The sequence below is a fragment of the Bacteroidota bacterium genome (assembly GCA_016706255.1).
Lineage (GTDB): Bacteria > Bacteroidota > Bacteroidia > Chitinophagales > BACL12 > UBA7236.
This window is the reverse complement of sequence record JADJJZ010000006.1, coordinates 25782-39469: the sequence shown is the minus strand read 5'-3', so window position 1 is coordinate 39469 and position 13688 is coordinate 25782. Positions and strand designations below refer to the sequence as shown.

General features: G+C 36.3%; 11 protein-coding genes. 7 read left to right on the top strand and 4 right to left on the bottom strand.

Annotated features, from left to right (window positions below; genetic code table 11):
- Positions 1–16: 16 nt before the first annotated feature.
- Complete coding sequence (recQ, locus tag IPI65_08680; protein ID MBK7441585.1) at positions 17–2215, bottom strand: DNA helicase RecQ; 2199 nt, start codon at positions 2213–2215, stop codon at positions 17–19.
- Positions 2216–2379: 164 nt separating this feature from the next.
- Between recQ and IPI65_08675 the strand changes: the two genes are divergently transcribed.
- From IPI65_08675 to IPI65_08650, 6 genes are all read left to right on the top strand, one after another.
- Positions 2380–3459, top strand: coding sequence for an NTP transferase domain-containing protein (locus IPI65_08675; protein ID MBK7441584.1), 1080 nt, complete (start codon positions 2380–2382; stop codon positions 3457–3459).
- A gap of 165 nt (positions 3460–3624) precedes the next feature.
- A complete protein-coding gene (locus IPI65_08670) occupies positions 3625–4767 on the top strand; it encodes a methionine aminotransferase (protein MBK7441583.1) in 1143 nt (380 codons plus the stop codon).
- Entirely contained in the window at positions 4755–5552 is a 798-nt protein-coding gene (locus IPI65_08665) for an amidohydrolase (GenBank protein ID MBK7441582.1), read from the top strand. Before IPI65_08670 ends, IPI65_08665 begins: the two co-directional genes overlap by 13 nt.
- Before the next feature lie 102 nt (positions 5553–5654).
- Positions 5655–6509, top strand: a complete 855-nt coding sequence (locus IPI65_08660) for an SPFH domain-containing protein (protein MBK7441581.1) — start codon at positions 5655–5657, stop codon at positions 6507–6509.
- 352 nt (positions 6510–6861) lie between these two features.
- Complete coding sequence (locus IPI65_08655) at positions 6862–7074, top strand: hypothetical protein (GenBank protein MBK7441580.1); 213 nt, start codon at positions 6862–6864, stop codon at positions 7072–7074.
- Complete coding sequence (locus IPI65_08650) at positions 7074–7250, top strand: Arc family DNA-binding protein (protein ID MBK7441579.1); 177 nt, start codon at positions 7074–7076, stop codon at positions 7248–7250. The genes IPI65_08655 and IPI65_08650 overlap by 1 nt, the downstream gene beginning before the upstream one ends.
- 169 nt (positions 7251–7419) lie before the next feature.
- On the opposite strand, the gene IPI65_08645 is transcribed toward IPI65_08650, so the two are convergent.
- Positions 7420–8049: a transposase gene (locus tag IPI65_08645; protein ID MBK7441578.1), complete on the bottom strand. Its 630-nt coding sequence runs from the start codon at positions 8047–8049 to the stop codon at positions 7420–7422.
- Positions 8050–8281: 232 nt separating this feature from the next.
- Between IPI65_08645 and IPI65_08640 the strand changes: the two genes are divergently transcribed.
- Entirely contained in the window at positions 8282–9766 is a 1485-nt protein-coding gene (locus tag IPI65_08640) for a hypothetical protein (protein ID MBK7441577.1), read from the top strand.
- Between the two features lie 54 nt (positions 9767–9820).
- Here the strand turns inward: IPI65_08640 and IPI65_08635 are convergent, their stop codons facing one another.
- Both IPI65_08635 and IPI65_08630 read right to left on the bottom strand, forming a co-directional pair.
- Entirely contained in the window at positions 9821–11416 is a 1596-nt protein-coding gene (locus tag IPI65_08635; protein MBK7441576.1) for a T9SS type A sorting domain-containing protein, read from the bottom strand.
- Positions 11417–11636: 220 nt separating this feature from the next.
- On the bottom strand, positions 11637–13646 hold the full coding sequence (locus tag IPI65_08630; protein MBK7441575.1) for a urocanate hydratase: 2010 nt from the start codon (positions 13644–13646) through the stop codon (positions 11637–11639).
- Positions 13647–13688: the final 42 nt, after the last annotated feature.

The following is a 13688-nucleotide window of genomic DNA, read 5'->3' as shown; positions in this document are numbered from 1 at the left end:
CTTACTGTATAACAAATTAATTCGCCATTTCTGACATAAATTTAATGTGCAACAGGCGTAATTCTTCAAAACTTAATCCTTCATCTTTTAAATCGTTGAAAGCAGTTTTTAAATCAGGGCTGGACATTTCAAGGAAATAGTCATGTACTTCATCCTGTAAATCCTGTTCTATTAAATCGTCGAGATAATAATTTAAGCTTAGTTTAGTTCCTGATGTTACAATAGTTTCAATTTCATCAATAAAATCCGGGAAATTTAATCCGATATTTTTTGCAATATCAGGCAGTGGCATTTTTTTATCGATGAATTGAATAATTTTTACTTTATGCGCCGATTTATTTACCACCTGTTTCATTACAAATTCAGATGGTTTTTCAATTTCGTTTTCTTCTACATATTCCGCAATAAGGTCGATAAATTGTTTTCCGTATTTATCTGCCTTTCCTTTGCTAACGCCTGAAATTTTAACAATTTCATCCATTGTAGTAGGATACATGGTTGCCATTTCTTCCAGCGAATTTTCGGAATAAATTACATAAGGCGGCATTTTTGCGTCCTTCGCAATTTTGTCACGCAGTTTGGTGAGCATATCCATCAGGATTGGATCAAGAACGCTTTTGCTCGCGTTATTTTCCATATCCACATCGGTAGTATCTGCTTCAAAATCGTGATTCAACGAAATCATTACCGATTTCGGTTTTTCGATAAATGTTCTGCCTTTTTCGGTAAGTTTAATGATACCGTATTGTTCAATATCCTTATAAACAAATTCATTTAACAAACACTGACGTAAAATTGAGTTCCAGAAATGATCATCTTTTTCTTTTCCAACACCAAATAATTCAATTTTATCGTGACGATAATTTTGGTTTTCGGTTGTTTTTTTACCGGTAAGTAAATCTACCAAATAAGGAATATGATGATTTTCATTCACGAAATCGACAACGCGCAAAGCATTCTGCACATAATCTCTTCCTTCAATTTTTTCTTTAGGTTTCAAACAATTATCGCAACTGCCGCAGTTATCGCGATCATATTCTTCCCCAAAATAAAACAACAAGAATCGGCGGCGGCAAACGCTTGCTTCGGCATAAGCAGCAGTTTCAGCAAGCAACTGGGCACCCATTTCACGTTCTGCTAATGGCTTATCGCGCATGAATTTTTCCAGTTTTTCAATGTCTTTATAGCTATAAAACGCAATACAGCGTCCTTCCAGCCCGTCGCGACCGGCACGACCTGTTTCCTGGTAGTAGTTTTCGATTGATTTAGGGATGTCGAAGTGGATAACAAAACGTACATCCGGCTTATCAATACCCATTCCGAAGGCAATGGTGGCAACAATCACCTGATAATCTTCCATCAAAAACCTATCCTGCACTTCCGGACGGGTTTGAGCGTCCATACCGGCATGGTAAGCACCTGCGCGTATTCCGTTGATATTCAGCACTTTAGCAATATCTTCGGTAGATTTCCGGTTAAGGCAATACACAATACCCGATTTGCGCGGATTTTCTTTGATATATTTCACTATCTGTTTGATAGCGTATTCTCTGCTGCGTTTTGGGCGGATTTCGTAGTAAAGGTTGGGGCGATTGAAACTCGACATGAAAACGTTAGGGTTTTCGAGGCCAAGATTCTTTTTAATATCGCTTTGTACCTTAGGCGTAGCGGTTGCCGTGAGGGCGATAATAGGAATATCGTCGTTGATTGTTTCAATCATCGTATGAATCTGACGGTATTCAGGTCGGAAATCGTGTCCCCATTCTGAAATACAGTGCGCTTCATCTACTCCAACGAAGGAAACTTTTATCCCTTTAAAAAACTCAATATTTTCTTCTTTTCGTAAGGTTTCCGGAGCAACGTACAACATTTTTGTCCGTCCTTCGGTGATATCCTGCTTCACTTTTTTAATTTGCTGCCTGTTTAGGGAAGAATTTAAAAAGTGGGCGATATCGTTATTACTGCTGTATCCGCGCACCAAATCCACCTGATTTTTCATCAGTGCTATAAGTGGCGACACAATGATAGCAGTGCCTTCCAGCATCATTGCCGGCAGCTGATAACACAGCGATTTGCCTCCTCCGGTGGGCATGATTACAAAAGTGTCCTGCCCTCTTAACAAACTTTCAATTATCTGCTCCTGATTTCCTTTAAATGAGTCGAAACCAAAAAACTCCTTCAATGCTTCCTTCACAGTCATATTAGATACTTCCATCGCTCAATTTGTTTTTTTCAATGTCTTTTAAGGTATATTTGCGCCGTAAAGTGGTGGCAATATACCAGCTTGCCGAAAACTTTTCCGACATTAGAATCGTCTTCTAAATATAATAAAATTTTATAAAACAGTTTTCTCTTAGTAGAAATTTATCATCCGCTTCAATGAGTAAAGTTTATGTGGCTATAATGGCCGGAGGTATCGGAAGCAGGTTTTGGCCTGAAAGCAGAATAAAAAAACCGAAACAGTTTTTGGATATTCTCAACACCGGCGAAACGCTGATTCAAACTACCTACAACAGGTTTTTAAAAATAGCTGACAAAGATAACATTTTCATTGTAACAAATGAACAATATATTCCATTAATTAATGAGCAATTACCGGAAGTTGACGCATCGCGGATTTTGGCAGAACCGATGCGAAAAAACACCGCTCCGTGCATTGCTTATGCCTGTCACAAAATAGCCAGTATTGACCCGGATGCCAATATTGTGATTGCTCCGAGCGACCACATCATGCTGAACCCTGAAAAGTTCTTGTATGTAGTACTGGAAGCATTGGAATACACACAGAAAAACGATGTTTTGGTGACGCTGGGCATAAAACCTAGTCGCCCCGACACCGGATACGGATACATTCAATTTGAGGAAGGAACAGTTCAGCGCGATATTCATAAGGTTAAAACGTTTACCGAAAAACCGGATTATGAGTTGGCACGAACATTTATTAAAAGCGGTGATTTTTTATGGAATTCCGGCATTTTTATATGGAATGTAAAAAGTATAATGACAGCTTTTGATCATTTACAACAAGACATTCATCAGGCATTTTGGGCTGCGCGTAAAGTATTTAATACCAAAGATGAAAAAAGAATGTTGGAGAAAGCATATAGTATTTGTCCGAGCATTTCCATTGATTATGCCATAATGGAAAAAGCAGATAATGTTTTTGTAATTCCTGCAGCATTAGGCTGGAGCGACTTAGGTACCTGGGCAAGTTTATGGGATAATTACGGAAAAGATTATTATGGTAATGCAGTTAAGGGTAATAATGTGATGATTTACGATGCAGCCAATAATATGATTATGACACCGGATAATAAATTAGTGGTTATTCAGGGGTTAGATGATTATATTGTGGTAGACAGCGACGATGTATTATTAATTTGCAAAAAAGACAAGGAGCAGGAAATAAAAGATATTACTGCCGATATTAAACGTAAAGAACTGGATGATTTTTTGTGATTTTCTAAGAAATAAATTACAAAAACGTTTTATAGCAATATCTGCTTCAGCGAGTTATATATTTTTTATCAATTTATTTTGAAAAAGAATTTTTGTACGGCATTTGAATGTACAAATTTTATTTACCTTTATTTCTGAATTATAAAAGTTTCAGACCATCCCGACATGCAAATAAAATCAAAGCTACCGAATAGCGGTATTAGTATTTTCGCAAAAATGACTGCCCTGGCAAATCAGCATGGTGCAATTAATCTTGCTCAGGGATTTCCTGATTTTTTATCATCTGTCAAATTAATTGAAAATGTGTATGCAGCAATGCGCCGCGGAAATAATCAGTATGCACCAATGCCGGGTGTTTTAAATTTGCGGGAAAAAATTGCGGAGAAAGTAACAACAATTTATGGTAGAAATTATTCGCCGGAAACAGAAGTTACTATAACAGCGGGTGCTACACAGGCAATTTATACAACCATAACAGCAATTATTCGTGAAGGTGAAGAAGTAATTATTTTTGAACCGGCATACGATAGTTATGCACCTGCAATTCGATTAAGTGGCGGCGTTCCTATTCCTGTAGAATTGCATGCACCGGATTATAAAATTGACTGGGAGATCGTTAAAAAAAGTGTGTCACAGCGAACACGAATGATTATGCTGAACACGCCACATAACCCAACAGGCAGCGTGTTGAGCAAAGATGATATGGCGCAGTTAGAAAAAATTGTTGCAGGAAAAGATATTTTTATTTTGAGTGATGAGGTATATGAACATATCATTTTTGATAATAAGCGACATGAAAGTGTTTTATATTATCCGAATTTATGTGAACGCAGTATTGTAATTTTTTCTTTCGGAAAAACTTATCACAACACGGGTTGGAAAATAGGATATATTTTAGCTCCTGAATTTATTACAAAGGAAATCAGAGCCGTTCATCAGTTTGAAGTATTTTCTGTAAATACACCTATTCAACATGCATTAGCAGAATTTATGCAGGACCCGAATGAATATTTAAAGGTGCAGGCCTTTTATGAACAAAAAAGAAATTTGTTTAATAATTTAATGAAGGGTTCAAGATTTAAAATAAAACCTGCTGCGGGAACTTATTTTCAATTAGCAGATTATTCCGCCATCAGCGATAAATCGGATATGGATTTTGCTGAGGAGCTTTGTATCCAACATAAGGTAGCAGCTATTCCACTATCACCTTTTTATCGTCAGGGTTCAAATGATAAAATTTTGCGTTTTTGTTTTGCCAAACAAGATGAAACACTCGAAAAAGCAGCTTCAATTTTATGCAAGATTTAAATGTAACATTAATTCAGGCAAAATTATTCTGGGAGCAACCGGAATTAAATTTTAAACATTTCGATATGATGTTCGAAAAAATTTCGAATACCGATTTAATTATTTTGCCCGAAATGTTTAGCACCGGTTTCACCATGCAATCGAAAACATTTGCCGATTTTATGGAAGGAAAAAGTGTAAACTGGATGCGCAATCATGCATTAAAAAAAGATGCGGTTATAACCGGTAGTTTAATTATTGAAGAAGATGGAAAATATTTTAATCGCTTAATCTGGATGCAACCCGATGGTGAATTAAATTATTATGATAAACGTCATTTGTTTTCGCTTGCCGGAGAAGAAAAACATTTCACATCAGGAAACAGAAAAATATTTCCGGAAATAAATGACTGGAAAGTATTGCCCTTAATTTGTTATGATTTACGTTTTCCTGTTTGGAGCCGGCAATCACCTCCATTCACCGAACTGGGAGCTCACCCTTACGATTTATTAATATATGTGGCCAACTGGCCTGATCGGCGTATTTATGCCTGGCAGCAGCTACTTATAGCCCGGGCAATTGAAAACCAGTGTTTTGTAGCCGGCGTTAACCGCGTGGGGGAGGATGGTAATGGCGTTGCACACTCGGGGCATTCTGCCATAATTAACCCAATGGGTGAGCGTTTGCTGGAATTAGTGGGTGAAGAAGCCGTTACTCAATACACAATTTCAGCCGAAAACCTAAGCCGCGTGCGGGAAAACCTTCCCTTTCTCGACGACCGCGATGAGTTTGAACTGCGCAGATAAATGTTAAATTTTTATTAAATACAAAATATTGTATGGTTGTTTGGCGTCTGTGATGATATCTTTGTGATATCATTTTACAATCAGAAAACTAAAACAATTATTATGATAACTGACAAAATCGTAAAACCCAATTCAGGTTATTTCATGCTCTTTGTATTTTTCATACTGAGCATTGGCTTTGGATACGCAACGGTGCAAGTGCATCCTGCGTTTTCATTATTATTTATCCCTTTATTTTTTGTGTTAATTGGTTTCTTCATTGTTAATCCGAACGACTCTAAAGTATTAGTGATGTTCGGAAAATATGTAGGCACCGTGCGTGACAATGGATTTTACTGGGCGAATCCATTTTATTCAAAAGCAAAGGTTTCATTAAAAGCCCGCACTTTAGAAGGTGACAAGATTAAAGTAAACGACAAGCTTGGTAACCCGATAATAATTGGAACTGTAATTGTGTGGCAGGTTACAGATACTGCGAAAGCAAAATTTGAGGTTGAAAATTATGAGATGTATGTAAAATTGCAATCTGATACTGCAGTACGTCATTTAGCAGGAACATTTTCATATGATCATTTTGGTGATGATGAATCACAGGAAATTACATTAAGAGGTGGTGGCGATCATATCAACGAAATGTTGATGGGCGAATTAAAAGACAGGTTGAGTTTGGCCGGTGTTCAGGTGATAGAAGCTAGGATTACCCATTTAGCGTATTCTGAAGAAATTGCAGGCGCAATGTTGCAACGTCAGCAGGCAAGCGCGGTGGTAGCAGCAAGAACTAAAATTGTTGAAGGTGCTGTTGGAATGGTTCAACTTGCTTTAGCAAAATTATCTAACGAAAATATTGTTGAATTAGATGAAGAAAAGAAAGCCGCAATGGTAAGTAATTTATTGGTTGTGTTGTGTTCAGACAAGGCTGCAAGTCCGGTAGTAAATGCGGGCACCTTATATCATTAATTTTAAAATAAATCCGGCAGTTTAAATTATTGCCGGATTTACATTTTTGCGATATGTATAAAGAGGAACAAAAATTAAACAGTAAATTGATTGCCGTAGTGTTAGTCGCCTCGGCACTTGTTGTATTGGCGGGAATTAGCATTATGTTTTGGCAGGGAGTTTCTTTAGGAAATGACGAACTGCTTAAAATGATGTTTCCAATAATTGCACTTGTAATAATTGTAATGATTTTGGTTTATTTTTTAATTTTCAAAACAACACTAGAAATTACAATAGATGCAAACGGCATTACTTATCGCTATTTTCCGTTTGTCCCCAGGACTAAAACCATAACATATGAAACCATAAATTCATGGCAACAGCGCAGAATAAAAACATGTTTGATTATGGTGGATATGGATATCAAAAAGATATTTTCCAAAAGAAAACAGGATTTATTTTGCAGGGAAAAGAAATATTTGAATTGCGTTTATCAAACGGACATAAAATTGCCTTTACAGCAGCGGACAAAACAATGATGTTAGAGGCGCTGAAAAAATATCTTCCCAACAAACAAATTAAATAATGGCAAAGGAAGAAAAAAAACAAGTAACCAAAGACCGTCAGGCATTTATACTTCGCATTTCACCTGAAATTTTGAAGTCGCTGGAGCAATGGGCTGCAGATGATTTCCGCAGTGTGAATGGCCAAATAGAGTTTTTATTGAATGAAGCTTTGAAGAAGGCGGGGAGGAAGAAATGAGCGGGGTTTTTTCGCACTTTTCCGCGCCTGAAATTTTGGCAGGGTCTCTAAAACCTTCCAGGTCTAAACCTTCCAGGTTTAAACCTGGAAGGTTTTAAGCTTTTAACCGCTTAGCATCCTATTAAATCTGCTATACGACTAAACAAAGGTTAATTTTTCGTCAATAAACCTAACCTGAAAAATTGTCATACTTAAAAGCTGCAACATTTCGTTCATAAAGAAAATTTTTATGGTAGATTTTGTAGTTTTTAATACCGCCATATAGGTCAATCACTTCACTTTTTAATAAGTAAGTTGGCTTATCACTTATAATTTTGGTATAGGAACCAAATTCCCAATTTCTAAAGTCATTAACTATGTTATGTTTCTCTGCATTTGTATGAACATAAGCAATAGCATATCGTAAATGGTCTTCGTCTTCAATCCTTACTCTTCTATAATTTTTTTTAAATAAGCTTCCTTTTCGATTATAAACCTTATTCATAGCTTTTGTATATCCATTAAAGAAATTGCTGAATTGTTGATTTGGGTTTAATAATTTATACGGAATTCTTCGAAAGCGGCACCATTTTTTGCTTCCTGCCCTTATTTCAGCTTCCGATTTAACACGAATTATCAAATGAAAATGGTTGGGCAACAAATTATATGCATATATTTCAATAACCGGCCATAAATGATATCTTAACTTTTTTAAAAAGTAATCGCAATTACCTTTGTCATAATAAAAATCATCCCAACCATTTGCATGATTAAAAATATGGTAAACACCATTCGCTTCTAAGGGTAAAAAGTAATTCATTTACCAAAAATAACAGCTCTATATTTTCAAAACACAAATACAATAATCGGGTATGTGGATTACCCATTAAAAATGGTAATTGCTATTCGCACCTAAGCGGGTAGTGTTTTTAAAACAAAAAGCAAAGCCGCTTACCACCAATTTATTCGATGTATATAAATATTTTGTTAATGTATATTTATTGCCAAAATTTCAGTTTGAATCATATACCTTTAGTTAACATTCCGGCATTATGAAGAAAAACGACGACTTGTTTAAGCTGATTAAATCGCTTGAAAAACCTGAGAAAGGGTATTTCAAAAAATTTGCGCAGACTTATTCAAAAACCGCTGAACAACAATACCTTCAGTTGTTCGATGCCATGGATGCACAAAAAGAATATGATGAGGATGCAATTATTAAAAAATTTCGAAATACATCATTATCTACTCAAATTTCAGTCGCTAAAAATTATTTATGGGAATTAATTCTTAAAAGTCAGCGCGCCTATCGCGCTAACACCTCTAAATTTATGCGACTGAATGCCCTAATGGAAAATGGGGAAATATTATTTGAAAAAGGTTTATATCAACAAGCACTACTTACCTGGGAAAGGGCTAAAAAATTGGCGCTTGATTTTGATGAGAAAGCGTTTATATTGGACATAGAAGCCTGGAAACGGAGATATTTTGTTGACTTACGCGCTGATTTATGGGATCAAAATGTTTTACCTTCTTTTGATGCCACAGATAAATTGTTAAACCAATATACCACCACATTAGCAATTCAAAAGATTTATTTCAAAAGTACCAAATACATTAAAACCAATCCCGATTTCCGAAACCCTGAACATAAAAAGGAATGGGATGAAATTATGAAAAATCCCATCCTCGCACCCGAAAACGAGCCCGAAGATTTTTATGGTAAATTGTATTTCAATTATGTGCATTCCAATTATCACCATCTATCAAATAATGAGGAACAAAATCTGTTTTTCATCAGTAAAAACATCAAATTATGGGAATCCAACCCGTTACTAATTGAAGTTGAACCAATACGGTATATAGCTGCAGTAAATAATTATCTTGGAACCCTATCTAAATTCAGCAGATATCAGGCATTTATCGATTACGTTGAAACATTTAAACCGCCACGCTTTAATTCAATTAACCAGGAAGCCATTTATTTTGAACATTGGTGGCTTTGGAAAGAAATAACATTTAAAATTACCGGCGATGATATTGCTTTTGGAAATTTTATTCAGGAAACATTTCCCGATTTACTAAAATATGCACCTTATATCAATAGTGTAAGATGGATGCTTATCCGCTTTGGTATCGCCATAAATTATTTTAAAACAAATCGTTTTGAGGAAGCGCTTAAACTTACCAATGAAATAATCGACACAAAAGATATTGAATTGAGAAAAGACATTCAGGCGCATACCAGAATGATGTATTTAATTTTGCATTTTGAACTTAAAAACAATCTCATTCTGGAAAGTCTGTCACGTTCAGTAAAACGTTATCTAATTCAAAACGAAAATTATTTTGAAACTGAAAAGGTTTTTATTAAATTTTTTAATAAATTAATTAATGCTCCGGATAAAGCAGAATCAGAACACATTATCAATGAATTAGATGAAGAGGTAAATGCAATTTTTAACAACAATAAAAGTGAAAAAATTGCATTTATGACGATGCCATTGACCGAATGGCTGAAATTAAGGAAAATGTAAAAACCCCGATGAAATATATTCCACCGGGGTCTGACTGTAGCGGTGCAGTGCTAATTAATTTTTCACAAATGGATGGCTTGTTTTAACGCCGTCCATAGTTGTGATAACAACAAAATACATTCCCGCAGCCAGGTCTGCTATATACATGGAATTTTCACCAACTGCATTTTCAATTGATTTAACAATTGCGCCGTGTTGATTTATTATATCCAACTTATAATTGGTTTCGTTTGCTACAGTTAAATTTATTACTGTTGTTGCCGGGTTTGGTGCAATTGAAACATTAATGGTTTCAGCATAATTATTAATTGCAACCAGCGGAGATGCCTCTTTATAAAGAAAAATATCTACACTACCATTTGTTGTCAATGGATCAAGCCCATCAAAAACAATGTCATCATAAAAACTTCCACCTGCATACATGTTGCCATGTTGGTCTATTTCTATTTCCTGAAGACTCACAAAACTTTCTCCAACAAATGAAACTACTTGTGTTGCGTCACCGTTATAATCATACGAAGTGATATAGCTTCCGGAATAAGCATCAGGTAATTGTAAACCGTCAAATTCGGCAATTCCTGAATAAACCCCTCCAATAAAAACACCTTCACTGCCAACTTCCAACGCATATACATAATCATACTCATAACCACCGCCGGTTTTATACCAATTTAAGGCTCCATTATCAGGATTTAATTGCATTAAACACGCATCGACCAACCCCAAAGTGTTTATTGTAATGGCATCAACATGTGTATTATTTTCTACCGAAACGCCAAGGTATAAATTACCATCAGCGCCAATAGCCATACCTTTAATTTCTGAGTCATCATTTTCCGACGCAATTAAATTCACCCATATTGATGTACCGTCTGCATTTGTTTTCATTACAAAATTATCACCAAGGGCATCCAGATTAAATACATTACCATCAAATTCAAAAGGCATATTAAATCTACCGGTCATAATAATATTATTTTCTGCATCAGTTATTACTTCACCGGAAAACTCGTATCCTTCTCCACCCATTACTTTAATCCAAAGCGCGTCACCGTTAACGGAATATTTTGCGTATAAAATATCATATTCGCCAAATGACTCCTGAAGTGAACCATCAAAAGTAAATTCCCCATATAAGGAACCTGTAATTATAACATCACCATTTGCATCTACAGCCAAATGTTCATAGTAGGCATATCCTATTTCTGTTTTACCCCATACTGCTGTTCCATTATAATCATACTTTACAACGTAGGTATTACCAAAATCAGATTGGGCTAATGTAATATCTCCAAAAACAGCATCGTCAGTATCAAATGTTCCACAAATAACAAAACCATCATTATTTGAAATTTTAAGATCATACAAATCATAACGAGCATCGGATGTTTCTGCCTTAAGCCAAAGGATTTCACCGTCAGCATTAAATTTAGCAATATACATGTCGTAACTTCCTCCATAGGCAGTAATTCCACCCAGGGTTATACTATCAGAAAATAGGCCGGCTAAATAAATGTTACCGCTCTGGTCAACATCCATTCCGCTAAAATAATTTGAGTTTTCATCACCGAAACCCTTTAACCATTGTGGCTGAGCAAACATGAGTGTGCTCGAAAAAATAAAAAATAGAATAAAAATGCTACGTGTCATAACCTTTAGTTTTTTTGTTAAAAAATAGAAAGTGAAATCTGTTTACCGTAAAAACACTGCACAGTGACCGATAAACTGCTATTTCCTTCCCTTGAACAACACAAAGGTCATAAGCAGAGCAGCCCGAAACCAACAAAAAAACCGGTTGAGTTAAGGTTTCGAAGCTAAATAATTTTCATAAATGATTGTAATTCAGCTAATTATAAGTAGAAAAACGATTTTAGAAGTTCAAGCCATCAATCAGCTTGTCATCAGCTATTTCAGGTAAAGTAACCTTTAATCCCGGTGTACGCTCCATTTCGCGACGAATTGCAAACAACGCTTCCTCATTTCTAGCCCAAGCCCTTCTGCTGATTCCGTTATTTACATCCCAAAACAACATTTGAGTCAGGTTATTTTCGGCAGCCGGACTTCCGTCTAACACCATTCCAAACCCGCCGTTTATTACTTCTCCCCATCCAACACCACCACCATTATGTATACTCACCCAGGTGGCACCGCGGAAACTATCTCCAATCACATTTTGTATCGCCATGTCGGCGGTAAATTTGCTGCCGTCGTAAATATTACTTGTTTCGCGATAAGGTGAATCTGTTCCACTCACATCATGATGGTCGCGACCTAATACAACCGGACCACTTAATTCGCCCGAGCGTATTGCATCATTAAACGCTTTTGCAATTTTTGTCCGGCCTTCAGCATCAGCATATAAAATTCGTGCCTGACTTCCCACCACCATTTTATTATTCATTGCAGATTCAATCCAGTTGATATTATCCGACAATTGCAATTTAATTTCATCCGGTGCAGTTGAAAATATTTCTTTTAATACTTTCGCTGCAATTGCGTCAGTTTTACGCAAATCGTTTTCATCATTACTCGCACAAACCCATCTGAATGGACCAAAACCAAAATCAAAACACATTGGTCCTAAAATATCCTGCACATAACTTTTATAAATAAATTCATTTTTATCATCCAGAATTGCTGCACCTGCGCGTGATGCTTCTAATAAAAATGCATTTCCATAATCGAAGAAATACATGCCCTGTTTGGTTAATTTATTTATTGCCGCAACATGTCTGCGCAAACTTTCATACACTTTTTCTTTAAATAATAATGGTTCTTCTGCCATCATTTTTTTACTTTCCTCAAAACTTAATCCAACAGGATAATAACCACCAGCAAATGGATTATGTAATGAAGTTTGATCACTGCCAATTTCAATCGCAATATTTTCCGCAGCTAATTTCTCCCATAAGTCAACAACATTACCCTGGTAAGCAATAGATACCGCTTCCTTATTTTCCCTTGCAGATTCCATACGTTGAATTAAGGTGTCGAGATTCTCATAAACCTCATCAACCCAACCTTGCGCATGCCTTTTATTTGTAGCCTCCGCATTTACTTCCGCTACTACGCAAACACCTTTAGCTATTACAGCTGCTTTTGGTTGCGCGCCACTCATTCCGCCTAATCCGGCAGTTACAAAAACTTTTCCTGCACAATCAATTGCTTTATTATCTATTTTTCGAGCAGCATTTAATACCGTAATATTTGTACCGTGAACAATTCCTTGCGGACCGATATACATAAAAGACCCGGCTGTCATTTGCCCGTATTGTGTAACACCTAATGCATTAAATTTTTCCCAATCGTCAGGTTTAGAATAATTAGGAATCATCATCCCATTTGTAACAACAACACGTGGTGCGTTTTTGTGAGATGGAAATAATCCCATGGGATGGCCACTGTATAAAACCAATGTTTGTTCATCGGTCATAGTTGCAAGGTATTGCATTGTAATTAAATACTGCGCCCAGTTTTGAAATACTGCGCCATTTCCACCATACGTAATTAATTCATGCGGATGTTGAGCAACGGCATAATCCAAATTGTTTTGCAACATGAGCATAATACATGCTGCCTGTTTGCTTTGATGCGGATAATCAGACCAGCTTCTTGCTTTAATACTGTAATCAGGACGAAAACGATACATATAAATCCGTCCATAAGTTTTCAATTCTTCAGCAAATTCAACCGCAAGTGTGTTATGAAAATGTTTAGGGAAATAGCGCAATGCATTTCTTATTGCCAGCTTCTTTTCATCAGCATTTAGGATATCCTTTCGTTTGGGAGCATGACTTATTGTGGCATCAAAAGGTTTAGGTGCCGGAAGTTCAGCGGGAATTCCCTGCAAAATATTACGGTTGAATGATTCCATATCCATATCTTTGGCAATTGCGGTCATAAACTGATTTTGTGCAAAGTT